Source organism: Nocardioides lianchengensis, assembly GCF_900101465.1.
Taxonomy (GTDB): Bacteria; Actinomycetota; Actinomycetes; order Propionibacteriales; family Nocardioidaceae; genus Nocardioides; species Nocardioides lianchengensis.
This window is the reverse complement of sequence record NZ_FMZM01000001.1, coordinates 674,021-697,573: the sequence shown is the minus strand read 5'-3', so window position 1 is coordinate 697,573 and position 23,553 is coordinate 674,021. Positions and strand designations below refer to the sequence as shown.

The following is a 23,553-nucleotide window of genomic DNA, read 5'->3' as shown; positions in this document are numbered from 1 at the left end:
CACGACGGTAGCGCCCGACAACGCCGGACGGCCGGCACCCCGAGGGTGCCGGCCGTCCGTGGGTGATCAGGTCAGCTGAGCTTGACCTTCGCCGACGCGGAGCTGGCGGAGACCAGGCTGCTGCCGGTGTACGTCGCCCGCAGGGTGTGCGAGCCCTTGCGGAGGCGGACCGTGATCGTCTTGGCCTTGCCCGGGGCGACGGTGACGACGCCGAGGGCCTTGCCGTTGTCGGTCAGCACGATCTTGGCGTTGCCAGGCACGTTCGGGACGGTGAAGGTGATGGTCACCCTCGCCTTGCCGAGCTTGGCCTTCTTGGCGACCTTGACCTTCTTCGCCGAGAGCTTCAGCGTCGAGGACGCCTTGGCGACGGAGACCGTCACCGGGGCGCTCACCGACGGGTCGAAGCCCGCGGCCGACGGCGTGAAGCGCGCGACCAGCGAGGTGCTGCCGGGCTTGAGGCCCGCGACCGAGAGGGTCGCCTTGCCGGCGGTGGTGGTGCCGCTGGCGAGGACCTTCGAGCCCGAGACCAGCTCGACGGTGCCGTCGGTGCTGGTGGTGACCTCGACCTTCGCGACGCCCGGGTAGGTCACCTTGGCGACCGGGGCGACCGTGACCGTGGTCTCCGACGGGGCGGTCAGCCGCTCGCTGGCCGCCGGGGCGGCCCAGAAGATGCCGCGGGCGGCCTGGCTGAACAGGCTCTTCGGGTTGGTCCGGAAGAACACCGACGTGCCGAAGACGATCGACTTCGCCGAGACGGCCGGGTTGGTCCGGGGAGTCACCGAGGAGACCACCGAGGCCTGAGTCGCGGCGACCTCCGGACGGGTGGCCAGCAGGGCCCCCGACGTCGCGTTCGTCGAGCGCCAGAGACCGGCCAGCACCGGGTTGCCCGGGCCGTAGGTCTGCTCGACCGAGACGCCCGCGCCCAGACCGGTGAACCAGGTCGCCGGGTAGATGTACGACGTGTCCTGCGCGTACGGCGCCAGCACGCCGCCAGCGGTGTTGTCGACTTCGACGAGGGCCGTGTTGGAGCCGGCGCCCGTGACGGCGGTGCCGGTCATCAGTCCGAAGTCCCGGGCGGCGTTGAAGCCTGCGGCCGCACGGCCGGTGAGCGCACCACCACGGTCGAGGAGGGCCTGGACCGCACCACGGACCGGGGCGTTGCTGTCGCCGGTCGTCGTGAAGGTCGAGCCGATCCACAGCACGTCGACGTCGGCGAGCAGGGCCGGGTTGGCGTTGATGGAGGCAGCGGTGACCTGGACGAGGTCGTCGAAGCCGAGCTGGCCGAGGGCCAGGCGGTCGTCGGCCGACCCGACGAAGGCGATCTTGAGGTCCTTCAGCGGCTTGGTGGTCGCGTCGTCGAGGGCATCGAGGTCCGCAGCGGTGGCGGGCTCGAAGGCGATGTCGAACTCCTCCGACACGGCCGCGACCGCCGCGAAGGCGGCCTTGTCCACGACGGCCGAGCCGTCGGCCAGCATCGACACGGCGACGCCCTCGTCCAGCAGCGCGTTGAGCGCCTCGAAGTCGCCGACACCGGCCAGGTCGAAGGTGACGTAGTCGGCGGCCGCCGGAACCGCGGCGTTCGACGACGCCGCGGAGACCGGGGTGGTCGCCCCGATCGGCGCGTCCTGGACGACTCCGACCTTGTCGACCGTGGCGCCCCACAGGTACGAGTAGCTCCAGGCACCGTCGGCGTACAGCTGCGGGATCGTGGAGGCGGAGATGTTGTCGCCGAGGTCGAGGAGCGAGTTCGCCATGCCGCGCAGCGGCTGGTCGAGGTCGACGACGTACGACCCGGCCGGGTAGGTCTTGCCGCCGACCGTGGCGGCAGCGTCGAGCGTGCCGACCTCGATGTCGTGCAGCAGCAGCTGCTCGACCAGCGCAGCGGCGTCGCTCTCCGAGCGCTGACCGTCGCCCCGGGGGATGACGTAGGCGTTCGGGAGGACGAGTGGCTCCTGGTCGTCGACCTCGTCCCAGAGCGCTCGCCACTGGGTGGGGCCGGGGACGGTGTTGACGTCGGCGACGGTGAGCTGCTTCTTCGGCTCGCCCGACAGACCGCGACGGAAGGTCTCGATCTGGTTGCCGAGCATCTCGCGCGCCGAGGTCGGATTGTTCATGTACTCGACGATGCTCTCCATCGTCTGGTAGGCGACCGCGACGTTGGTCACGGCGCGGGCGGGGGTCATGTAGGAACCCGTCCGGCCCAGCGGCAGCTCGACGGTCGACGTCGCGGCGCCGTAGAACGCGGCGTACTGCGCGCTGAACACCGGCGGGTAGTCGTCCCAGCCGCCGTTCGGGTCGTCGCGGTACGGGATCGCGATGCCGCCGGCACTCGTCAGCGGGTTGCCGGGGATGGCCGCCGCCACGACGTCCTGCTCGACCTTCAGCGCGAGCGCGTAGTTGTGCGGGATCGACAGGTCGTACTCGTAGTTCGTGCCGTGCGGCGGCCCACAGGGCTCGATCTGGAGGACGCCGGTGTAGCCGTGGAAGTCCGCGGTGTAGATCGGCTGGATGGCCTGCGCCTGCCGGATGTAGGACTTCGTCTCCGGGGTGGCGTTGGTGATCATGTCGCGGTTCGGGTCCAGGCCAAGGGCGGTGGCCCGCGTGGCGTTGGTCCGGCCGTCCGGGTTCAGCGACGGGGAGAAGTAGAGGCGGTTGTTGCGCAGCAGGCTGCCGACCTCGCTGAGCGGCGCGGTGGCGAGCCACTCGATGTACTTCATCGCCGCGTCGGTGCCCTCCCACTCGTTGCCGTGGATGTTGTTGCTGATCCACACGGGGGTCTTGTACTGGGAGAGCAGCGTCGCGTCCGCGGCCGCGGCCGTCGGCTCGTCCTTGATCGTGCTCTTCCACGCGGCCTGGCGCGCGGTCTCGGCCTCGGTCTCCGGGGCGGTCACGGTCACCAGGTAGAGGTCGCGGCCCTGGGTCGACTGCCCCACGACCTGCACCGACACCCGGTCGCTCGCGGCCATCAGCTCCTGGAGCCTGGGCGCCAGGTCGGGGTGGCCGAGCAGCTCGGCGCGGTGGGCCGCGTCGTCCGGGTTGTCCCGGTAGAGCGGCAGCCGCGGCTGGTAGGGGTACGACGTCGGCATCTCGATCGGGTCGCCGGCGACCAGGGTCTCGGCGGCCGCGCGGAAGAGCTTGGCCTGCGCCGTCTGCGGCACGGCCGAGGACGACGAGCTGGTGCCGCGGTCGCTCGCGACGGTGGCCGTCGGAGCCGTCTCGTCGGCCGCCGCGATGCTGCTGCTGGCGAGCACCGACGTCGCGGCGAGGGCCAGGCTGGTCACGCCGATCAGAGCGCGCGATTTCCTCACTGGTGGACTCATTTCTGTGGTGGCGAGTTCGGAACCCGGCCGCCCGCACGGCCGGGGTCACGGTCCTTGTCAGGATGTCTGACAATCCTTCAATTCGGTTCTGTGTAACAGAGCCTTCACAGAACTTCTCGCCCTCTGGATGGAGGTGGACAGGCGAAACACCAGTCTGCTAAGAGCGACGATTAGTCACGTTTCAGACCACGTCGACCTCGGCGTACGACGGGCCGCCCGCCAGCTGGGCGTAGCCCGGGCCGCGGTCGAAGAACGCGGCGGCGGCCGAGGAACGGCCCGCACGCTCGGCGGCCGTCGCGGGAGCGTCGTACGACAGGTCGTCGGTGTCGACCGAGCCGGTCAGCACCACGCCGTACGACGAGAGCGCGGCCGCGGGCGAGACCTTGCGCCAGATGACGTCGCGGACCACCAGCTCCGGCTCGCGCTCGAGCGGGTCGCCCCAGCCGCCCCCGCCGGTGGTGCGGATCCGGACCACCTGGCCGGCCCGGATCGGCTCGGCGTCGGCGAGGGCGTCGACCTCGCGCTCCTCGGGGCCGCCGGGGTCGATGACGACCTGGAACGGCTGCCCGGCCAGTCCGCCCTTGACGCCCCAGCAGGCCAGGATCGACCGGTCCGCGATGGACATGAAGTGGCCGTCCTTGAGCATCCGGATGTGCTTCTCGTAGCCGAGGCCGCCGCGGAACTGCCCCGCTCCCCCGCTGTCGACCGCGAGCGAGAGCGACTCGACCCGGAACGGGAAGCGCGCCTCGGTGAACTCGGTCGGCAGGTTGCGGCTGTCGGGCACCACGTGGATGGTGTCCTCGCCGTCGGCGTAGTAGCGGCCACCGGATCCGCCGCCGAGCACCTCGCGCATGAGGTAGGGCCGGCCGTCGAGGTCCTCGCCGTACACGCCGGTGTAGCGGATCGTCTCCTGGTCGGCCGGCATCCGCCCGTCGACCGCCTTGGCGACCACGCCGGCGAGCACGCCGAGCAGCCGCAGGATCACGAACGTGCGGGCATTGGTCGGGGCCGGGAACACCGGCGTGAGCAGGGTGCCGGGCTCCGGGAAGCGCATCTCGATCAGCGGCACGATGCCCTCGTTGACGTCGAGCTCGGCCATCCGCTCCGGGCTCTCGGCGAGATTGCGCAGGATCGGCGCCAGCCACTTCTTCAGGAAGACGCCGTCGCTGTAGTCGCCGCAGTGGTTGATCGGCCCCTTGGCCTGCGGGCCGGTGCCGTCGAAGTCGAGCACCAGGCGCTCGCCCTCCGGGTCGTCGGCGGGGGTGCGGGTCAGCGTGATCCGCTGGGTGTGCAGCTGGGGCTCGTCGACGCCGTCGTGCTCGGCGTAGTCCTCCCAGGTCCAGGACCCGACCGGGATCTGGCTGAGGATCTCGCGACGGTACGTCGTGGTGGTCCGGTCGATGATCGCGTCGAAGCACGACTCGACGGTCGCGACGCCGTACCGGTCGAAGAGCTCGCCGAGCCGGCGCGCGCCCATCAGGCACGCCGAGCACTCGGCGTCCAGGTCGGCGCTCAGCGACTCGGGCATCCGGCTGTTGCGGGTCATGATGGCCAGCGCCGCGCGGTTGGGGACGCCGGCGTCCCAGAGCTTGATCGGCGGGACCATCAGGCCCTCCTCGAACACGCTCGTGGCGTTGCTCGGCATCGACCCGGGTACGGCGCCGCCGATGTCGTCGTGGTGGCCGAAGGCCTGGACGAACGCGACCACCTGCCCGCCGCTGAAGACCGGCACGGTCACGCAGAGGTCGGGCAGGTGCCCGATGCCGCCCTCGGAGCGGTAGACGTCGTTGTGGAAGAACACGTCGCCCTCCCGCATCTCCTCGATCGGGAAGTCGCGGGCGACCGGGTGGACGAGCGCGGAGTACGACCGGCCGGTCAGCTTGCGCAGCAGCCGGTCGTGGATGCCGGCCCGGAAGTCGTGGGCGTCGCGGATCATCGGGCTGCGGCTGGTGCGCGCGATGGCGGTCTCGACCTCCATCTCGACACTCGCGAGCGAGCCCTGGACGATCTCGACCAGCACCGGGTCGGCGGACGCTCCCCGGTCGTCGGTGAGGAACCCGAACGGGAACTGGGTGGGCGCGCGGCGGCTCATGCGTTGCTCCTGGTGACGATCAGGTTGAGGTACTCGTCGACGCGGGCCTCGAAGCCCGGGTGGATCGGGACGGTCGAGCCGAACTCCTCGACGATCACCGGGCCCGCGACGCTGGTGCCAGGCGGGAGGTCGGTGCGCTGGAGGATCGGGGTGTCGACGTACCCGTCGGCGGCGTCGAAGCAGACGCCCCTCGCCCCACTCGCTGGTCGAGTAGCCCGCGAGGAACGAGCGGGCGTATCGAGACCTCCGTGCCGGGCGATCTCCGGCCGCGTGATCGGCCCGATCCCGGAGACCCGCAGGTTGACCCACTCGACCTGCTGGGTCGGGTCGGCGGCGAAGTCGTAGCCGTAGAGCGCCCGGTGGGCGGCGTGGAACTCCGCCGCGACCGCCGCCGGGTCGAGCGGACCGGCGGCGACCGGGACCCGGACCTCGAAGGCCTGGCCGTAGTAGCGCAGGTCGGCGGTGCGCGCGAAGACGTGCTGCTCGGGGGCGAACCCCTCGCCGCTCAGCGCGGTCGCGGCGCGGGCCGTGAGGTCGTCGTACACGCCCTCGACGACGGCGGGGTCGAGCGCGTCCGCGAGGGCCACGTGGGTCTGCACGTAGTCGTTCTTGACGTCGACCGTGAGCAGCCCGAACGCCGAGACGTTGCCGGGGTTGGGCGGCACCAGGACGGTCGGCAGGCCCAGCACGTCCATCAGCCGGCAGAGCAGGAGCGAGCCGGAGCCGCCGAAGGTGACCAGGGCGAAGTCGCGGACGTCGAGGCCGCGCTTGACCGTCACCTGGCGCAGCGCGTTGGCCTGGTTCCAGGCGGAGATCTCCAGGACCCCGGCAGCAGCGGCCTCCGGTGTGAGTCCGAGCTGCTCCGCGAGCGCCTCGACGCCCGCCCGGGCCGCCTCCACGTCGAGCGGGATCTCGCCGCCGAGCAGGTGGGGAGGGATACGGCCGAGGACGACGTGGGCGTCGGTGATGGTGACCTCGGTGCCGCCCTTGCCGTAGCAGAGCGGGCCGGGGTCGGCGCCGGCCGACTGCGGGCCGACCTTGAGCGTGCCCTCGGGGCTCAGCCAGGCGATCGAGCCGCCGCCCGCGCCGACGGTGACGACGTCGATCATCGGGATCTTGCTGGGGAAGGCCCCGACGCTGCCCTCGGTCGTGAGCGTCGGCTCGCCGTCGATGACCACGCTGACGTCGGTCGACGTCCCGCCGCCGTCGCTGGTGAGCACCTTGTCGAACCCGGCGACCTGGGCGATCAGCGCCGCGCCCAGTGCGCCGGCGGCCGGGCCGCTGAGCACGGTGGTGATCGGCTGGTGCACGACCTCGGCCGCGCTCAGCACGCCGCCGTTGGACTTCATGACGTAGAACGGCGGGGCGCCGTACTCCTGAAGACGCTCGCTGATGTTGCGCACGTACGCCGAGAGCCGCGGCTTGACGGCCGCGTCGACCAGGGTGGTCATCGCCCGCTCGTACTCGCGGTACTCGCGCAGCACCTCGCTGCTGATGCTGACCACCGCGTCGGGGTGCTCCTCGCGCAGGATCTCCAGCATCCGCAGCTCGTGGCGCGGGTCGGCGTACGCGTGCAGGAAGCAGACGCCGAGCGTGTTGACGCCCTGCCGCCGGAACCAGCGGGCCGTCTCGCGGGCGCCGGCCTCGTCGAAGGGCCGCACCTCGGCACCGGTCGGGTCAAGCCGGCCCTCGACGCCCTTGACCAGGTCGCGCGGGACGATCCGGTCGGGCTTCACCCAGAAGTACGAGTTGCCGTAGCCGTCCGGCACCGACTGCCGGGCGATCTCCAGCATCGCCTCGTAGCCGGTGTTGGTGATGAACCCCAGCCGGTCGACCTTGCCCTCGAGCAGCTGGTTGGTCGCGACGGTGGTGCCGTGGCTGACCGCGCTGACGCTGTCGTCGCCGGCCCCGAGCAGGTCGAGCACCTTGGCGATCCCGGCCAGGAACCCGTCCGCGGGATTGCTCGGTGTCGACGGGGTCTTGGTGGTGACCAGCTCCCCGGTCTCCTCGTCGAGGGCCACCACGTCGGTGAACGTGCCTCCCGTGTCGATCCCGATCCGGATCCGGCGCTCAGCTGGCATGCCTCGATCCAACCGGTCCCGCTCGGTCGGGGCCATCGGCACACCCTGACGACGGGGCCGCGCAGATTCTGTGACGCCCGTCCACCGACGCTGGTTGAGGTGCGAGCGAAGCGAGCCTCGAAACCCGTCCTACCGACTGACGGTCTCCATCGATGCCGGCTCTCGGCTCACCAGGTTTCGAGGCTCGGCGCTGGCGCGCCTCGCACCTCAACCAGCGTGGGGAACCGTCAGGCGTCCGGCGCGCGGTCGTTGTAGACGCCCGCCTCCTCCTGGCCGGACAGGGCCTGGATGGCGGTCATCACCTCGTCGGTGAGCTGGCGCCGCGCCTTGCCGAGCGGTACGCCGTCGAAGCGCTCGCCGACGGTGATGGGCGAGCCGAAGGCCACGGTGACCGGCACGACCCGCGGGAGGCGAGCGTCGATGGGCTGCAGCTGGGGGGTGCCGGTGAGCCCGACCGGGACGATCGGGCAGCCGGCGGTGAGGGCGAGGTGGGCGACGCCGGTGCGACCGCGGTAGAGCCGGCCGTCGCGGGAGCGGGTCCCCTCGGGGTAGAGGCCGAACGCCTCGCCACGACCGAGCACCTCGAGCGCGATGTCGAGGCTGCCGAGGGCCGCGCGCGGGTCGTCGCGGTCGACCGGGAGCATCCCGATCCCCTCGAACCAGGTGCGGCTGATCGCCCCGCGGACGCCGGTGCCGGTGAAGTAGTCAGACTTGGCCAGGAAGGCCACCTTGCGCGGCACGATGATCGGGATGACCAGGGAGTCGGCGAAGCTCAGGTGGTTGCTGGCCAGGAGCACCGGCCCGGTCGCGGGGACGTTCTCCAGGCCGATCACGGTCGGTCGCCACACGGCCTTGGCCAGCGGGGCGACGACCGTGTGGACCACCGAGTAGACGTCCATGCGGCCCAGCATGGTGGTTACCGGTCGGTCCACCGATTCCCGCGTATCAGGGAATGGAAGGCGCCCCCGCCTCGTGGGCCACGATGTCGCGGGCCAGGGTCTCCCACTTCGCGTAGGCGTCGGGGTACGCCGAGCGCTGCACCGCCTGGGCCGCCTCGGTGACCGGCATCGACTCCCAGCCGGCGATGTCGAGCAGCCCCGGGTTCGGGGTGTGCGCCGCGACGCCGTAGAACGCCTGCGAGGACAGCACCGGGTCGAGGATCTGCGCCTCGGTGCCCCAGCCCTGGCTGGTCCGCTGCTGGAACAGCCCCAGCGAGTCGCGGTCGCCGTAGTCGACGTTGACCAGCGTGGACTCCTGCATGGCGGTGGCGAGCGCCACCACCCAGCCCTGCTCGGGCACGCCCGCGCCCTTGCCGACGCCGATGATGGTCCGCGCGTGGCCCTTCTGCTCGTCCGAGAGCGAGTCGTACGACGTCCCGGGCACCGACCCGCCTCCCCCGGTCCCGAGCAGCTCCTGCCAGGTGGCCGGCCCGACCACGCCGTCGGCGCCGAGCCCCGCCCCGGACTGGAAGCTGCGCACCGCCGCGTCGGTGGCCGGCCCGAAGTCGCCGTCGGTCGCGACGGACGCCCCGTGCTTGCCCAGCTGCACCTGCAGCGCCTGCACGGCTGGCCCGCTGTCGCCCTGCCGGACGGTCACGACCAGCGCCCCGAGGGTCGCCGGCCCGGCGATGCCGTCCGCGCCCAGCCCGGACGCGGACTGGAACGCGGTCACCGCGGCCGCCGTACCGCTGCCGTAGTCGCCGTCCGCGGTCGTCGCGTAGCCCCGCGCGGTCAGCAGGTGCTGGAGGCTGGTGACGTTGGCGCCGGTGGCCCCCGTCGACAGCGTCGGGTACGACGCCGCCTGCGCCGGGCCGGCGGACCCGAGGAGGGCGACGGCGAGCAGCAGGACGGCCAGGACCGGTCGGAGCAGGTGGGTCATGCCGCCAGTCCAGCAAGGACCGGGCGGCGGCGACTACGGGGGAATCCCTACCGTGCGACGACCTCGCGGATCGACGCGGCCAGGATGTCGACCCCCGCGTGCAGGTCGTCGTCGCTGATGGTGAGCGGCGGGGCGATCCGGAAGATCCCGCCCATGCCGGGCAGCTGGACGATGTTGAGGTGCAGGCCGCGCTCGAGGCAGGCCGCGGTGACCGCGGTCCCGAGTGCGTCCGCGGGCTCCTTGGTGGCCCGGTCGGTGACCAGCTCGATGCCCTGCAGCAGGCCCCGGCCGCGGACGTCGCCCACCACGCCGACGCTCTCCTGGAGGTCGAGCAGCCGCTCGCGGAGCTGCTCGCCCAGTGCGGCAGCCCGGGCCACCAGGCCGTCGCGCTCGACGACGTCGAGGACCGTGCTCGCCACGACGGCGGCCAGCGGGTCCGACACATGGGTCGTGTAGAAGAGGAAGCCGCGCTCCGCGCAGGTCTCCTCGATCGCCGCGGTCGTCACGACGGCGGCGACCGGCAGGCCGGCGCCCAGGGTCTTGGAGAGGGTCAGCAGGTCGGGGACCACGCCGTCGCGCTCGAAGGCGTACATCAGTCCGGTGCGGCCCACCCCGGTCTGCGCCTCGTCCAGGATCAGCAGCATCCCCCGCTCCTCGCACTTCTCCTTCAGCCGCGCGAGGTAGCCGGGTGGCAGCTCGACGATGCCGCCCGAGGAGAGGATCGGCTCGACCAGGCAGGCGGCGAGCGAGCCGGTCGACTGGGCGTCGACGATCGCGAAGCCGTAGTCCAGCTCGGCCTCCCAGTCGTGGGACCCGTCGGCCCGCCGGAAGGGCGAGCGGTAGGCGTTGGGCGTCGGCAGGGTCAGGTTGCCGGGGAGCACCGGGCCGTACCCGCGACGCCCCGCGGAGAACGTCGCCGCGGCCGCGCCGGAGGTCATCCCGTGCCACGAGCGGTCGAACGAGACGACCTCGTAGCGACCGGTGGCCAGCTTGGCCATCTTGATCGCGGCCTCGTTGGACTCGGCCCCGGTCGTCAGCAGCAGCGTCTTGGACAGGCTCTCCGGCAGGGTCGCGGCCAGCCGCTTGGCGAGGGTCACGACCGGCCGCGACAGCATCCCGCTGAACAGGTGGTCGAGCGTCGCCACCGACTCGCTCACCGCCCGGACGACGTCGGGGTGCCCGTGGCCGAGCACCGCGCTCATCTGCCCCGAGGTGAAGTCCAGGATGGCCCGGCCCTCGCTGTCGTAGACGTGGGAGCCCGCGGCCCGCTCGATGATCCGCGGCGTGAAGCCCGGGAGGTAGCGCACCAGGTGCCGCTCGGCGTCGGCCCAGAAGGTCTCGTCGGTCATGCGACCAAGCGAACTAGGCCAATCCGGGCCACGGCAAGCGGTACGGCGCACTCCGTCGACCGGCCCGTCGTTGTGGCCTAGCCGTTCCGCCGACCTGGTGGGCCGCAGCGCCGTACCGTGTCGCCATGGTCGCGATCCGGGTCAGCGCGCAGTCGGAGCTGCCGGTCTACCGGCAGATCGTGGCGCAGCTGCGGCACATGGTCGAGACCGGTCAGCTGCGCGACGGCGAACGGCTGCCGGGCTCGCGGATGCTCGCCGACAACCTCGGCATCAACCGTCACACCGTCGCCCACGCGTACGGCGAGCTGCGCGACCTCGGCCTGGTCGAGTCCCGTGGTCGCAGCGGGATGGTCGTCGTCGGTGCGCAGCAGGCCCGGGCGACGTCGGCCGCCCGCGATCGCGCCCGCGAGGTGCTGGAGGCGGCCGCACGCGAGTGCCTGCGGCTCGGCCTGCCGCCGGCGGAGATCCAGGAGCTGGCCCTGGCGGTGGCGGTCCGGGCCGCGGGGACCGACCCCCGGATCGCGTTCGTCGAATGCAACGCGGGTCGGTCGTCGTACTTCGCCGAGGAGATCGGACAGGAGCTCGACCTCCCTGTGACGGCCCTGGTGCTGGGCCGGTTCGCGCCGGAGGAGGTGGAGGCCGACCTGGTCCTCACGACCTTCTTCCACCTGGCCGAGGTCCGGGCGCTGCTGCGTCGGCCGTCGACCGACGTGGTCGCGCTCAACGCGGCGCCGCACGTGCAGACGCTGGTGGAGCTCGCGCAGGTCCCGCGGGACCAGGTCGTCGGGCTGTGGTTCGAGACCGAGGAGCAGACGGCGAGCGTGCGCGACTCGCTGACCCAGGCGGGCGTGACCCACGTCCGGACCCTGGTCGGCACGACCGCGGACGACCTGCGAGGCGTCGACGTGGTGGTGGTGCCGAGCGGGCTGCCGGAGCACCCGGAGTCGCTGCGCGGGCGGCGGGTGGTCGAGTTCGGCAACGTGCTGGACGCGGCCTCGATCCGGATGGTGCACGAGGTGGTCCGCGACCTGCGGATCGCGCGGACCTGACCTCAGCGTCCCCGCAGCACCAGCAGCGCGACGTCGTCGCCGGCCACCCGTCCCACGCTGTCGAGCAGGTGCTCGCAGAGCTCGTCGGCGTTCCGGCCCGCGGCGCCGACGACCGTGCGGAGCCACTCCAGGCTGTCGGTGATCGGGACCCCGCGCCGCTCGACCAGGCCGTCGGTGTAGAGCAGCAGGGTCGCGTCGGGCGTGATCGCCAGCTCGTGATCGGTGCGCACCGCGGCGGGATCGAGGCCGAGCAGCAGGTCGGGCACGTGCTCGACCAGCACCGCGCCGTCGACGTCGCTGAGGACCGGCGGCGGATGTCCGGCGCTGGCCCAGGTGAGGGCGATCCCGCCGTCGGCGGCAGGCCGGGCCTGGGCGACCAGGGCGGTGGCCACCGTCCCGACGGCCAGACCGGCCATCGCACTGTCGAGCGCGCTGAGGACGGCGGCCGGGGTGCCGAGCCCGGTGTAGGCGATCCCCCGCACCAGGCTGCGCAGCTGGCCCATCGCCGCGGCCGCGCTCTCGTCGTGGCCGGCGACGTCGCCGACCACCAGCGTGAGGGTCCCGTCGGGCAGCGTGAAGGCGTCGTACCAGTCCCCGCCTACCTGGGCCGCCTCGGCGGCCGGCTGGTAGCGGACCGCGACGTCGGCCCACGCGCTGGCCGGGGGCGCGGTGAGCAGGCTGCGCTGCAGCGCCTCCGACAGGGACCGCTCGGCCTCGCGGGTGCGGACCCGGTCGATGGCCTGGTCGATCGTCGAGGCCAGCAGGCTGAGGAAGCCGAGGTAGTCGGTGTCGGCGGGCAGCAGGGGGTGCAGACCGATCACGAGCGCGCTGCCGGGCGCCCCGAGCCCGCTCCCGAGCGGCAGCCAGGCCACCCGGTCCCCCGCTGTCTCCTCGAGCACGTAGTCGCGGTTGTGGAACGCGCTGGGCGCCTCGCGGACCTCGGCCCACGCGAGGTCGTCGGTGGCCTCGGCGAGGACCTGCAGCGCGTGCGGGAGGACGTCCTCGGCCCGGTCGGCCGAGACCAGGACGTCGCCGAGGCGGGTCAGCAGCCGCAGCCGACGGCCCACGATCACCTGGGCCGTGGTCTCGGTGACGATGTCGATCACGCCCTCGACCGCACCGTCGGCGCCGTGCACCGGCGAGTAGGCGAACGTGTAGTAGGCCTGCCCGAGGAAGCCGTAGCGGACCAGCGGCACCAGCGCATTCTCGATGTAGACGGCCTCGTCGTCGCCCATCACCTGCCGGTGCAGGCCGCCGACGTAGTCCCAGGCCTCCGCGAAGACCTCGCGCGCCGGTCGGCCGAGCGCCCAGGGGTGCTTCTCGGCGAGCACGTCGACGTAGGCCTCGTTGTAGACGAGCACCGCCTCGGGGCCCCAGAGCAGGGTGATCGGGAAGCCGGTGTTGAGCGTCAGGTCGACCGCGGCGCGCAGCGCCGGCGACCAGTCGTCGACGGGGCCGAGCGGGGTCGCGGCCCAGTCGACCGCGTCGTACGCCGACCGGAGCGAGCCGGCGCGGGCGAAGAGGTCGGGCACGGGAGTCATCCTCCCCTACGCAGCGCTTCTCCCGGTCCCCGGTCGCGGTCAGCCGCGGTCGAGGCTGCCGACCCGTTTGAGTACCGGCACCGCCAGCACCCCGTGCAGCAGCACCGAGGCCACGATGGTGAACCCGACCGTGGACCACAGCCAGTCCAGCCCGAGCGAGGGATCCTCACCGGAGGCGTAGGCCAGGTAGTAGATCGAGCCGACCCCACGCACGCCGAAGAACGCCGCGGCCGCCTGCTGGCCCCGATCCAGCCCTCCGGTCTGGTGGGTGCGGCGGGCGAACGCCGCCAGCGCGACGAACCCCGACACCGGCCGGACCACCAGCAGCAGCGCCAGCCCGATCGCCACCCCGCGCCAGTCGAGCGCGTCCAGCAGCCCGCGGGTCAGCGCGATGCCGAGCACCAGCAGCACGAAGAGGGTGAGCAGCCGCTCCAGCCGCTCGGCCACCTCGTGCATCGCCGCGTGGTAGTCGTGCGAGCGCTCCGCGGAGCGGAAGGTCATCGCGCAGGCGACCACGGACAGGAAGCCGTAGCCGTGCGCGACCTCCCCGACGCCGTACGCCGCCAGCAGCGCCGCCAGGGCGAGCAGCGACTCGCCCCGCTCGGCGACCCGCAACGAGGCGCTGCGCGACCGGAACGCGACCAGCGACAGCAGCCGGCCCACGCCGATCCCGACCGCGACCCCGACGACGACCTTCAGCACGACGTACAGGCCGAACCACTCCAGGCCGAACGCGTGCAGCGTGCCCTCGGTGGCGAGCAGGATCGCCAGGTAGACGAACGGGAAGGCCAGCCCGTCGTTGAGCCCGGCCTCGGAGGTGAGGGTGAACCGGAGCTCGTCGTGCTCGTCGACCTCCTCCTCCAGCCCGGTCTGCGGCCCGGCGACCTGCACGTCGCTGGCCAGCACCGGGTCGGTCGGGGCCAGCACCGCCCCGAGCAGCACCGCCGCGGCCACCGGCAGGCCGGCCCACCAGCCGAGCAGCGCGATCGCGCCGATGGTCAGCGGCATCGCGATGCCGAGCAGCCGCCAGGTCGGGGCCCAGCCGCCCCAGGTCCTGGGGTCTCGTACGGCGAGCGGCCGGTCCAGGGCCAGCCCGACGCCCATCAGCGCCACGATCACGACCAGCTCGGTCACGTGCTCGATGGCCGCGCGGTTCTCCTGCGGGTCGAGCGGCAGGCCGTCGGGCAGCGGCGTCAGGCCCAGGAGCATCCCCACGCCGACCAGGACCATCGGCGCCGAGACGGCCCACCGGCTCAGCAGCGCGGGGAGCACGATCGCGAGGAGGAGGCTGCCTCCGGCGACGACGTACACGAGGTCGGCAGTCACACCTGCCGGTACCCGGTGCTACTCCCGGGCGGCCGCCTCGAACGCCGCCGCGACCTCCAGCAGCCTCCGGTCCGACCCGTGCGGGGCGACCAGCTGGACCCCGACCGGCAGGCCCTCCGGCGTCCGCCCGGCGGGTACGGCGATCGCCGGGCAGCCGGTCACGGTGATCAGGTAGGCCGAGCGCATCCAGTCGAGGTACGTCGCCTGCGGCCGGCCGTTGATCTCGGCGGGGTACTCCTGGTCGGCCGGGAACGGCGGCACCTGCGAGACGGGCAGCGCGAGGACGTCGTACTCGGTGAAGAACAGGCGCATCCGCTCGGCGAGCGTGGTGCGCTGGGTGTAGGCGCGGGCGACGTCGGCGCCGGTGAGGTCCGCGCCGAGCCGGATGTTGTCGGCCAGGCTCTGCTTCATCCCGTCGGGGTGCTCGGCCAGCAGCGGTCCGAGCTTGGCCTGCAGGTGCCAGGCGCGCAGGGTGCGGAAGGTGTCGTCGGCCTCGCGGAGGTCAGGGTGGGCGCCGACGACCTGCGCCCCGGCCCGGCTGAAGGTGGTCCCGGCCGCCTCGACGACCGCCGCCACCCGGTGGTCGACCTCGAAGGCGCCACCGAGGTCGACGCTGAGTGCGACGCGCAGCCCGTCGAGCGCGCCGGTGCCGGTCGGCAGCGGCTCGGCGAAGACCCGGCCCGGGTCACCGAGCGCGTGCGGGACCCGCGGATCGGGGCCGGCGAGCACCCCGAGCAGCAGGGCCAGGTCGTCGACGGTGCGGGCCATCGGGCCGCCGACCGAGGTGGTCTCCCACTGGTTGTAGAGCGGCCACTCGGGCACCCGACCCAGGCTCGGGCGCAGGCCGACGACGCCGCAGAACGACGCCGGGTTGCGCAGCGAGCCGCCCATGTCGGAGCCGTCGGCGAGCGGCACCATCCCGGACGCGAGCGCTGACGCCGCTCCCCCGCTCGACCCGCCCGCGCTGCGGCTCGGGTCGTGCGGGTTGCGGGTGGTGCCGAAGACCGGGTTGAAGGTGTGCGAGCCGGCCGCGAACTCCGGCACGTTGGTCTTGCCGACGACGACGACGCCCGCACGGCGGGCCCGCTCGACGATCAGCTCGTCGGTATCGGGGACGTGGTCGGCGCGCAGCGGTGAGCCGTACGTCGTCCGCCAGCCCGCCGTGGCGTGGGTGTCCTTGGGGGCGTACGGCAGCCCGTGCAGCGCGCCGAGCCGACCGCCGCCGGCCTGGTAGCGGTCGGCCGCGTCGGCCCCCGCCCGCGCCCGGTCGGCGTCGAGGCTGACGACCGCGTTCAGCTCGGGGTTGCGCTCGGCGATCCGCTCCAGGTGCAGCTCGAGGAGCTCGCGCGCGCTGATCCGGCGGTCCCGCACCGCGGCGGCCATAGCGCGCGCGGTGGAGTCGGGGGTGATCGTGCTCATCCGCGCCGGTCCCGGGACGGCGGCGAGCCGTCCACCGTTCGAGCCGACCGATCGGTGGCCAGCTCACCGCGGGTACGGCGGGCCGCCGGGCGGCGGTGGGCCAGCCACCGTTCGCCACGCCCGATCGGTGGCCAGCTCACCGCCGCCGCCCGAACAGCGAGCCCACGACCACGCCCAGCACGACCAGGCCGGCACCGACCGCCACCCCGCGGAGGAAGTCGTCCGGCGAGGACGCCTTCGCGGGCGCGGTGAACACGGTCGGCGCGGGAGCAGCGGCGGAACCGGCGACCGGAGCAGCGGCGGGCGCAGCGGCGGCGGGAGCCGGGTCGGTGATGGCCCGGCCGACGTTGCCGAAGAACTCAGCCGCCATCCGCTTCGAGACGCTGGTCAGCATCCGCTGGCCGACCCCGCCGACGGGCCCGCCGACGGTGGCGTCCGCGTCGTACGAGACCTGGGTGCCGCCGTCGACCGCGGTGAACGACACGGCCACCCGGGCGTCGACCGTGCCGGGGGCGCCCGCGCCGGAGAGGGTCATCGTCAGCGACTGGCGCTCGACCAGGTCGGAGAGCGCGCAGCTCCCGGCGTAGGTGCCCTTGATGGCGGCCACCCCGGCGGTGACGGTCATGTCGTAGGCGTGTTCGCCGGTGGAGGCCAGCCGCTCGCAGCCCGGGATGGTCGCGACCAGGACCGACGGGTCGAGGAGGGCGGCCCAGACCTGGTCGACCGGTGCGTCGATGACGTTCGAGCCCTGGATCTTCACGGCTGGTGCTCCTGTCGCAGGTGGAAGAGCTCGGACGGCGAGATCGGCATCGCGGTGATCGGGATCCGCTCGGCGTCCTCGATGGCGGCGGCGAACACCGCCGCCGAGGGGATCACCCCGGCCTCGCCCGCGCCCTTGATGCCGAGCGGGTTGAGGGGCGAGGGGGTCTCGAGGTGGTCGATGTCGATGCCGTCGGGGATCTCGGTGACGTAGGGCATCAGGAAGTCCATGAAGGAGGCGTTCTGCAGCTGGCCGTCCTCGTCGTACGCCATCCGCTCGTAGAGCGCGCCTCCGACGCCCTGGGCGACGCCGCCGTGGATCTGGCCCTCGACGATCATCGGGTTGATGAGCCGGCCGCAGTCGTGGACGACGGCGTACTTCAGGATCTTGATCTCGGCGGTGTCGGGGTCGGTCTCGACGATGACGGCGTGCATGCCGGAGGCGAAGGTGGCGCGCTCGGGGCTGTAGAAGTCGCGGCCCTCGAGGCCGGGCTCCTCGTCCTCCGGCACCGGCGGCTTGCCGGGGTCGCCGACCGAGAACTGGGTCGCCGCCTTGGACGCCTCGTCGAAGGCGTAGCGCAGCGGGTTGGAGAGCACCGAGATCGTGCCCAGGTCGAGCGAGGTGCCAGGCGATCCCTTCACGCTGACCACCCCGTCGACGATCTGCAGGTCGTCCTCGGACGCCTCGAGCGCGTCGGCGGCGATCTTCAGCACCTTCTCCTTGGCCCGCTTGGCGGCCAGGTGGATGGCCGAGCCGCTCATCACCGCGGCGCGCGAGGCGAAGGTGCCGACGGCGTACGGCATCCGTCGGGTGTCGCCGGTGACGACCTCGACGTCCTCGAACTTCACGCCCAGCTCGTCGGCCACCAGCTGGGCGAAGACCGTGGCGTGGCCCTGGCCCTGGGTGGTCAGGCCGGTCGCGACCTTCACCTTGCCGGTCGTCTCGATGTGCACGTGGGCCCCCTCGTAGGGGCCGACGCCGGTGCCCTCGACGTAGCAGGCCAGCCCGATGCCGACCTTCCGCCCGAGGGCCGCCATCTCCTTCTGGAACGCCGGGAACTCGTCCCAGCCGACCAGAGCCTTGATCTTCTCCAGCGAGGCCGGGTAGTCGCCGGAGTCGTACTCCAGCTCGCGGCCGTCTTGGAAGATCAACCCCTGGTCGAAGGGGAACTCGTCGGGCTGGATGAAGTTGCTGGCCCGGACCTCGGCCCGGTCCTTGCCGAGGTACGCCGCGATCGCGTCCATGGTGCGCTCCATCGCGAAGCAGCCCTGCGGCCGGCCGGCGCCGCGGTAGGGCGTGACCATCACCGTGTTGGTGTAGAGCGACTCGAAGACGACCCGGTAGACCTCGGGCTTGTAGGGCCCGAGCAGCTGGGTCGAGGTGATGATCGGGACGATCAGGCCGTACGGCGTGTAGGCGCCGTGGTCGTGCCAGAACTCGACGTCCAGCCCCAGCAGCCGGCCGTCGTCGTCGAAGCCGACCTCGATGTGCTGGACCTGGCCGCGCTCGTGGGCGCTGGAGATGAAGTGCTCGCGACGGTCCTCGGTGAACTTCACCGTGCGGCCGAGAGCGCGGGCCGCCAGCGGGACCAGCAGCTCCTCGGGCCAGGGGTGGTTGATCTTGACCCCGAAGCCGCCGCCGACGTCGGGCGTGATCACGTCGACCTGACCGAGGTCGAGGCCGAGCTTGACCGCCACGACGGCCCGCACGCCGGTGGAGCTCTGGGTCGAGGTCCACACCTGCATCCGGTTCGTGTCGGGGTCCCAGCGGGCGACCGTCCCGCGGCCCTCCATCGGCGTACAGGCGCTGCGCTCGACGGTCAGGTCGAGGGCGAGCCGATGCGGCGCCTGCGCGATCGCCGCCTGCGCGTCGCCGGTGCTCTGCTCCATCCGGGCACCGATGTTGCCGGGGACGTCGTCGTGGACCAGCTGGTCGGCCGCGCGGGCCGCGTCGATCCCGACGACCGGCGGCAGCACGTCGTACGTGACCCGGATGGCGTCGAGGGCGTCCTCGGCGACGTAGCGGTCGTCGGCGACGACGAAGGCGACCGCCTCGCCGGCGTAGTTCACCTCGTCCTTGGCCAGGGCGTACTGGGTGCGGCCGTGCGTCAGCGTCGGGTGCGGGATGAGCAGCGGGAGCGGCTCGGCCATCGGGCCGGTCAGGTCGTCGTGGGTCCAGACCGCGTGCACGCCCTCGAGGTCGAGCACCGCGTCGACGTCGATGTCGACGATCCGGGCGTGCGCGTGCGGGCTGCGCAGCACCGCCGCGTGCAGGGTGGCCGGGTCGACCGCGACGTCGTCGACGTAGCGGCCCTGACCGCGCAGGAAGCGCTGGTCCTCGACCCGCTGGACGCCCTGGCCCATCAGCTTGGTGGTCATGAGCCGTCCTCGGGGGTCTCGATACGGGTCTCGATACGCTCGCTGCGCTCGCTACTCGACCTCCGAGGATCGCTGGCGCTCGCTACTCGACCAGCGACATTCGTCGCTTGAGCAGCCCCCGCGGGCGGTGCTGCTTCCGTTGGTCGAGTAGCCCGCGAGGAACCAGCGGGCGTATCGAGACCCAGCTCGGCCGCACGCTCCACGGCCTTCACGATGTTCTGGTAGCCCGTGCACCGGCAGAGGTTGCCGGCGACCATCTCGCGGCACTCCTCGTGGGTCGGCGTCGGGTTGTCGCGCAGGCCGGCGGTGATGGTGGTCAGGAAGCCCGGCGTGCAGAAGCCGCACTGCAGGCCGTGGCACTCCGCGAACCCCTGCTGGACGTTGCTGAGACTGCCGTCGGGCCGCGTGAGGCCCTCGACCGTGGTGACCTCCTGGCCCTGCACGGAGACCGCGAACAGCAGGCAGGCCCGGACCGGCTGACCGTCGAGCAGCACCGTGCAGGCCCCGCAGACGCCGTGCTCGCACCCGACGTGGGTGCCGGTCAGGCCGAGGTCGTGGCGCAGCGCGTCGGACAGCAGGCGGCGGGCCGGGACCCGCAGGTCGTGCGCCGCTCCGTTCACCGTCAGGCGTACGTCGTGCAGCTCCTCGCTCATGCCACCCCCCTGTCCTGGACTGCCGACTCAACCACGCGCTCGGTGAGCACCCGCACCAGCTGGGAGCGGTACGCCGCCGTCGCGTGGATGTCGGCCTGCGGCTCCAGCTGCGCCAGCGCCGCCTCGCCGCGCTCGCCCGCCGGCACGCCGGTCAGGTCGACCACGGTCGGCACGTCGCTGACCGAGACGAACCCCGCCCTGATGGTGTCGCCGTCCGCGACCGCGGCCACCCCGCACAGCGCGTAGTCGCCGTGCCGCCGTGCCACTTCCTCGAAGGCCACGCCCGCGCCCGTGGGCAGCACCGGGAAGTCGGCCGACACCGCGATCTCGTCGGGCGCCAGCGACGACTCCAGCGGGCCGAGGAAGAGCTCGGCCGCCGGGATGTCGCGCTGCCCGCGGACCGACGCCACCCGCACCGAGCCGCCGAGCAGGGTCAGCACGACCGGCATCTCCGCGGCCGCGTCGGCGTGCACCAGCGAGCCGACCGTGGTGCCGCGGTTGCGGATCGTCGCGTGGGCGACGTGGGACAGGGCGAGCGCGACGAGCGGCTGCGCCCGTCGTACGGCGGGGTTGGCGAGGACGTCGGCGTGCCGGGCCAGCGCCCCGATCCGGACGACGCTCTGGTCGACGAGGATCGTGTCGAGCTCGGCCAGCCCGTTGATGTCGACCAGCGCGCTCGGCTGGGCCAGCCGCATCGACAGCAGCGGCACCAGGCTCTGACCGCCGGCCAGCACCTTGGCGTGCGGGTCGGCGGCCAGCGTCGCGAGCGCCTCGTCGAGGGTCGAGGGGCGGTGGTACGCGAACGGGGCGGGCTTCACAGGTTGCGGGTCACCTCGCCCGAGGTCGTGCTCTTGTTGCGGGCCACCAGGTGGTAGAAGACGATCACCACGATCGTGCCGAGCGCGATGCCGGTGAGGGTGAAGTCGTCGGTGATCTTCAGGCTGACGTCGCCGACGCCGATGATGATGCCGGCGGCCAGGCCTACGAGGTTGACCGGGTTGGCGAAGTCGACGCGGTTGTCGACCCAGATCTTGGCGCCCACCAGGCCGATCATCCCGTAGAGGACGACCGTGATGCCGCCGAGGACGCCACCCGGGGTCGCGTTGACGATCGCACCGAACTTCGGGCACAGCCCGAGCAGGATCGCGACGGCCGCCGCGGCGTAGTACGCCGCCGTCGAGTAGACCTTGGTCGCGCTCATGACGCCGATGTTCTCGGCGTACGTCGTGGTCGGGCTGCCGCCGAACAGGCTGGCCAGCGCGGTCGCGGCGCCGTCGGCGCCGAGCGCCCGGCCCATGTAGGGGTCGAGGTTGTCACCGGTCATCTCGGCCACGGCCTTGACGTGTCCGGTGTTCTCCGCGATCAGGGCGATCACGCCCGGCAGCACGAGAAGGATGAAGGTGAGCGAGAAGCTCGGGCCGTGCACGACGTCGACGCCGTCGCGCAGGACGCCGCTCGGCAGGCCGAACCAGCTCGCGTCGCCGACCGCGCCGAGATTGACCCGGTCGTGGGCCTCGACCGTCAGGTTGTTGGCCTGGTTGGGCGAGTTGATGGTCCCGAAGACGCCGTCGAAGAGCCACGACAGCAGGTAGCCGAAGACGAGGGCGAGCAGAACCGCGATGCGCGACCAGAATCCGGGGAGCAGCACAGCGGCCAGCACCATGAAGGTCGCGGTCAGAAGAGCGACCCACTGGTCCTGGGGCCAGTAGGTGTCGGCCACCACCGGCGCGAGGTTGAACCCGATGAGCATGACCACCGCGCCGGTGACGGCAGGCGGCAGCACCCGGTGGATCAGGGCCGCGCCTGCGAAGTGGACCAGCACTCCCACCGCGAGCAGGACGAGGCCCGCGATCAGGATGGCTCCGGTGACGTCGCTCGAGTCGCCGCCCTGAGCCCGGATCGCGAAGACGCCGCCGACGAAGGAGGCGCTGGTGCCGAGGTAGCTCGGCACCCGGTTGCTGCACACCAGCAGGAACAACACCGTGCAGAGCCCGGAGAAGAGGATGGCCAGGTTGGGATCGAGGCCCATGACCAGCGGGAAGACGAACGTCGCCCCGAACATCGCCACGACGTGCTGGGCGCCCAGGCCCACCGTCTTGCCCCAGCTCAACCGCTGGTGCGGCGCGACGGCCACCCCCGGAGCCGGATCGACCTTCTCCCACGAGAACAACGACATGCCGCACCCTCCCTCGCCGGCGGCCACTCGGCCGCGGAGAACCCACAACGTAGTGAGCCCCATGACACACCCTCGACGGCGACTCGTGCCGAAGGAACACCGGATCCCCTGGCACCAGTTGTGAGAAGTCGCCAGCCGACACGCCCCCGCAACCCGTCCGCAACGCCGAGCCAGCAGCAATCGTGGGCCGAGTCAGCACTACTAGTGCTGACTCGGCCCACCACTGGTGCTGACTCGGCGAGGAGGGCCCTAGGTCAGGTGGCGATCTCGAGGACGCGGAGGGCGACGGCGACGTCGAGGCGCAGGTGCGGGTCGGAGGACAGCGGTCCGAGGAGCCGCTCCAGCTTCGCGACCCGGTAGCGCATCGTGTTGTAGTGGAAGAACTGGACCCGGGCGGCCTCGGCCACGTTGAAGTTGGTGTCGAGCAGCACCTGGAGGGTCTCGCGCAGGTCGGCGGCCTCCGTCGTGGAGGTCGCCAGCGGGCCGAGCACGTCACGGGTGAAGGCCTGCAGCTCGCGGTCGTCGGTGATCAGCGCGATCAGCCGGTGCAGGCCCAGCTGGTCGAAGAACGTCGTCGAGCCGCCGCCGTGCACCCGGCGGCCGACCTCGACCGCCCGACGGGCCTGGGCGTAGGCGCCCGGCAGGTCCTCCAGGTCGGCGGCCACCCGGCTGACCCCGACGGAGAACGGCCGGCGGCCGCCGCCCTTGTCACCGGCGACCCCCGTCACCATCCGTCGTACGACGGCCTCGCCGGCCACCGTCTCGTCGGCGCCGGTCGGGACCGGGAGCAGGCTGACCACCTCGGAGGAGAAGTCGACGCAGGGGATGCCGGCGTCGACGCCTCGGCCGACCTGGCGCCACGCGGCCGCGAACCGCTCCTGCCACTGCCGCCGGACCGCCCGCGCGACCGGGGCGTCGTCCGGGCCGGGCGGGTCGATCTCGGCCGCCACCACGACGACCGGCCGGCGCAGGTCCCAGCCGAAGGTGTCGGCGTGCTCGGCGACGTACTCCTCGCCGCCCGCGCGCCGGAGGAACACATCGCGCAGGAAGTCGCCCTGGTACTTGTTCTCGACCGCCGACACCGCCTGCTCGCGGGTGATGACCAGCGCGGCGATCGCAGCCGCCCGCTCGAGCGCGTGCACGTCGTCGGAGGAGATGGGGGCGCCCGGCCGTACGCAGACCAGGCGGGCCAGGTCGGTGCCGGCCGCCGCGACCCGCAGGGTGCGCACCTCGCCGTCCCCGACGACGACCCCGTGGCCGCCGATCCGCTCCACCCGGACCCGCCCCGAGGGATCGACCAGGTCGTGCGCGGCCAGCTGGGCCCGCTGCTCGTCGACCAGCGCGCCCGCACGCTCGCGACCGTCGGTCGAGGTCACCAGGATGCCGACGTCGAGGACCCGCGCGACCTCGGCGGCGATCCCGCGCAGGTCGCCTCCCTCGAGGGCGATCTGGGTCAGCCCCGTGTGGAGCGCGTCGACCCGGGCCAGCGCCTCGGCGGCGCCGCCGTCTCCGTTGCCTATCAACATGTGCA

16 protein-coding genes are annotated in these 23,553 nt (G+C 72.6%); 1 reads left to right on the top strand and 15 read right to left on the bottom strand.

Annotation, left to right across the window (positions count from 1 at the left end):
* Positions 1-71: 71 nt before the first annotated feature.
* The 6 genes from BLT76_RS03420 to BLT76_RS03395 all read right to left on the bottom strand — a co-directional run bounded on the left by BLT76_RS03420 (position 72) and on the right by BLT76_RS03395 (position 10,720).
* Complete coding sequence (locus tag BLT76_RS03420) at positions 72-3,308, bottom strand: M14 family zinc carboxypeptidase (protein ID WP_170866920.1); 3,237 nt, start codon at positions 3,306-3,308, stop codon at positions 72-74.
* A gap of 193 nt (positions 3,309-3,501) precedes the next feature.
* A complete protein-coding gene (locus BLT76_RS03415; RefSeq protein WP_090850724.1) occupies positions 3,502-5,412 on the bottom strand; it encodes a hydantoinase B/oxoprolinase family protein in 1,911 nt (636 codons plus the stop codon).
* Positions 5,409-7,493: a hydantoinase/oxoprolinase family protein gene (locus BLT76_RS03410; protein WP_090850722.1), complete on the bottom strand. Its 2,085-nt coding sequence runs from the start codon at positions 7,491-7,493 to the stop codon at positions 5,409-5,411. Before BLT76_RS03410 ends, BLT76_RS03415 begins: the two co-directional genes overlap by 4 nt.
* Positions 7,494-7,720: 227 nt before the next feature.
* Positions 7,721-8,392 carry a lysophospholipid acyltransferase family protein gene (locus tag BLT76_RS03405; protein WP_090850720.1) on the bottom strand — a complete coding sequence of 224 codons (672 nt, stop codon included), beginning with the start codon at positions 8,390-8,392 and terminating at the stop codon, positions 7,721-7,723.
* A 46-nt stretch (positions 8,393-8,438) separates the two neighbouring features.
* Positions 8,439-9,371 (bottom strand): peptidoglycan-binding domain-containing protein, encoded by a 933-nt coding sequence (locus BLT76_RS03400; protein ID WP_090850718.1) that lies wholly within the window; start codon positions 9,369-9,371, stop codon positions 8,439-8,441.
* A gap of 47 nt (positions 9,372-9,418) precedes the next feature.
* Positions 9,419-10,720: an aspartate aminotransferase family protein gene (locus BLT76_RS03395; RefSeq protein ID WP_090850716.1), complete on the bottom strand. Its 1,302-nt coding sequence runs from the start codon at positions 10,718-10,720 to the stop codon at positions 9,419-9,421.
* Between the two features lie 125 nt (positions 10,721-10,845).
* On the opposite strand from BLT76_RS03395, the gene BLT76_RS03390 reads away from it, so the two are divergent.
* On the top strand, positions 10,846-11,769 hold the full coding sequence (locus BLT76_RS03390) for a GntR family transcriptional regulator (RefSeq protein ID WP_090850714.1): 924 nt from the start codon (positions 10,846-10,848) through the stop codon (positions 11,767-11,769).
* A gap of 2 nt (positions 11,770-11,771) precedes the next feature.
* Here the strand turns inward: BLT76_RS03390 and BLT76_RS03385 are convergent, their stop codons facing one another.
* The 9 genes from BLT76_RS03385 to BLT76_RS03345 all read right to left on the bottom strand — a co-directional run bounded on the left by BLT76_RS03385 (position 11,772) and on the right by BLT76_RS03345 (position 23,548).
* Positions 11,772-13,301, bottom strand: a complete 1,530-nt coding sequence (locus BLT76_RS03385) for a PP2C family protein-serine/threonine phosphatase (protein ID WP_090850712.1) — start codon at positions 13,299-13,301, stop codon at positions 11,772-11,774.
* Between the two features lie 48 nt (positions 13,302-13,349).
* Positions 13,350-14,636 carry a cation:proton antiporter gene (locus BLT76_RS03380; RefSeq protein ID WP_090850710.1) on the bottom strand — a complete coding sequence of 429 codons (1,287 nt, stop codon included), beginning with the start codon at positions 14,634-14,636 and terminating at the stop codon, positions 13,350-13,352.
* 18 nt (positions 14,637-14,654) lie between these two features.
* Positions 14,655-16,055 carry an amidase gene (locus BLT76_RS03375; RefSeq protein ID WP_090850708.1) on the bottom strand — a complete coding sequence of 467 codons (1,401 nt, stop codon included), beginning with the start codon at positions 16,053-16,055 and terminating at the stop codon, positions 14,655-14,657.
* 136 nt (positions 16,056-16,191) lie between these two features.
* Positions 16,192-16,815: an SRPBCC family protein gene (locus BLT76_RS03370; RefSeq protein WP_090850706.1), complete on the bottom strand. Its 624-nt coding sequence runs from the start codon at positions 16,813-16,815 to the stop codon at positions 16,192-16,194.
* Entirely contained in the window at positions 16,812-19,193 is a 2,382-nt protein-coding gene (gene cutA / locus BLT76_RS03365) for an aerobic carbon-monoxide dehydrogenase large subunit (protein ID WP_090850704.1), read from the bottom strand. Before cutA ends, BLT76_RS03370 begins: the two co-directional genes overlap by 4 nt.
* Positions 19,190-19,846, bottom strand: coding sequence for a (2Fe-2S)-binding protein (locus tag BLT76_RS03360; protein ID WP_090850701.1), 657 nt, complete (start codon positions 19,844-19,846; stop codon positions 19,190-19,192). The genes cutA and BLT76_RS03360 overlap by 4 nt, the downstream gene beginning before the upstream one ends.
* Complete coding sequence (locus BLT76_RS03355) at positions 19,843-20,664, bottom strand: FAD binding domain-containing protein (protein ID WP_090850699.1); 822 nt, start codon at positions 20,662-20,664, stop codon at positions 19,843-19,845. Before BLT76_RS03355 ends, BLT76_RS03360 begins: the two co-directional genes overlap by 4 nt.
* On the bottom strand, positions 20,661-22,022 hold the full coding sequence (locus tag BLT76_RS03350; protein WP_090850697.1) for a uracil-xanthine permease family protein: 1,362 nt from the start codon (positions 22,020-22,022) through the stop codon (positions 20,661-20,663). Before BLT76_RS03350 ends, BLT76_RS03355 begins: the two co-directional genes overlap by 4 nt.
* 254 nt (positions 22,023-22,276) lie before the next feature.
* Positions 22,277-23,548 (bottom strand): PucR family transcriptional regulator, encoded by a 1,272-nt coding sequence (locus tag BLT76_RS03345; RefSeq protein WP_090850695.1) that lies wholly within the window; start codon positions 23,546-23,548, stop codon positions 22,277-22,279.
* Positions 23,549-23,553 lie beyond the last annotated feature (5 nt).

Bases quoted from the DNA above. Each gene is read 5' to 3' on its own strand.
- BLT76_RS03405 (WP_090850720.1), bottom strand. From the start codon at position 8,392: ATGGACGTCTACTCGGTGGTCCACACGGTCGTCGCCCCGCTGGCCAAG.
- BLT76_RS03400 (WP_090850718.1), bottom strand. From the start codon at position 9,371: ATGACCCACCTGCTCCGACCGGTCCTGGCCGTCCTGCTGCTCGCCGTC.
- BLT76_RS03350 (WP_090850697.1), bottom strand. From the start codon at position 22,022: ATGTCGTTGTTCTCGTGGGAGAAGGTCGATCCGGCTCCGGGGGTGGCC.
- BLT76_RS03345 (WP_090850695.1), bottom strand. From the start codon at position 23,548: ATGTTGATAGGCAACGGAGACGGCGGCGCCGCCGAGGCGCTGGCCCGG.
- BLT76_RS03395 (WP_090850716.1), bottom strand. From the start codon at position 10,720: ATGACCGACGAGACCTTCTGGGCCGACGCCGAGCGGCACCTGGTGCGC.
- BLT76_RS03415 (WP_090850724.1), bottom strand. From the start codon at position 5,412: ATGAGCCGCCGCGCGCCCACCCAGTTCCCGTTCGGGTTCCTCACCGAC.
- cutA (WP_090850704.1), bottom strand. From the start codon at position 19,193: ATGACCACCAAGCTGATGGGCCAGGGCGTCCAGCGGGTCGAGGACCAG.
- BLT76_RS03390 (WP_090850714.1), top strand. From the start codon at position 10,846: ATGGTCGCGATCCGGGTCAGCGCGCAGTCGGAGCTGCCGGTCTACCGG.
- BLT76_RS03360 (WP_090850701.1), bottom strand. From the start codon at position 19,846: ATGAGCGAGGAGCTGCACGACGTACGCCTGACGGTGAACGGAGCGGCG.
- BLT76_RS03375 (WP_090850708.1), bottom strand. From the start codon at position 16,055: ATGAGCACGATCACCCCCGACTCCACCGCGCGCGCTATGGCCGCCGCG.
- BLT76_RS03410 (WP_090850722.1), bottom strand. From the start codon at position 7,493: ATGCCAGCTGAGCGCCGGATCCGGATCGGGATCGACACGGGAGGCACG.